Annotated in this window: 1 protein-coding gene; it reads right to left on the bottom strand. The window is 56.6% G+C overall.

Features of this window, described 5'->3' with window-relative positions; genetic code table 11:
* Positions 1-454, bottom strand: a 454-nt coding sequence (locus KP705_RS17655) for a Tn3 family transposase (RefSeq protein ID WP_215765222.1), incomplete at both ends; no start/stop codon positions are given.

Here is a 454-nt window from a genome sequence, read left to right as displayed (position 1 = left end):
TGAGCCCTGCCTGGGTTCGCCTGCGCAAATCCAGATCCTGTATCCAGTCGAGCATGAAAACCGACCGCTCGATCCGGCCAACTTCACGCAAGGCCACAGCCAGACCATTCTGACGGGGATAAGATCCGAGCTTCCGCAGCATGGCCGAGGCCGTCACGGTTCCACTCCGAATGGATGTGACCAGACGCAGCAGGTCGTCCCAGTGGGCCGCAACATGATCGGTATTGATCGGGTCACCGGCCATTCCACTCAGGAGATCACCGGGGCTTTGATCTGGAAACAGGTGAAGTTTCCGCTCTTTCAGATCCCGTATCCTGGGCGCAAATCGATAACCAAAGAAGGGCATCAGCCCGAAAACATGATCCGATGCCCCACCCGTGTCGGTATAATGCTCTTCAATGGAAAGCCCGTTGGCATGATACAGCAGCCCATCCAGAACATAGGGTGCTTCACC

It is taken from the genome of Gluconobacter sp. P1D12_c, assembly GCF_018812105.1.
Lineage (GTDB): Bacteria > Pseudomonadota > Alphaproteobacteria > Acetobacterales > Acetobacteraceae > Gluconobacter > Gluconobacter oxydans_A.
This window is presented reverse-complemented; position numbering and strand designations above follow the sequence as displayed.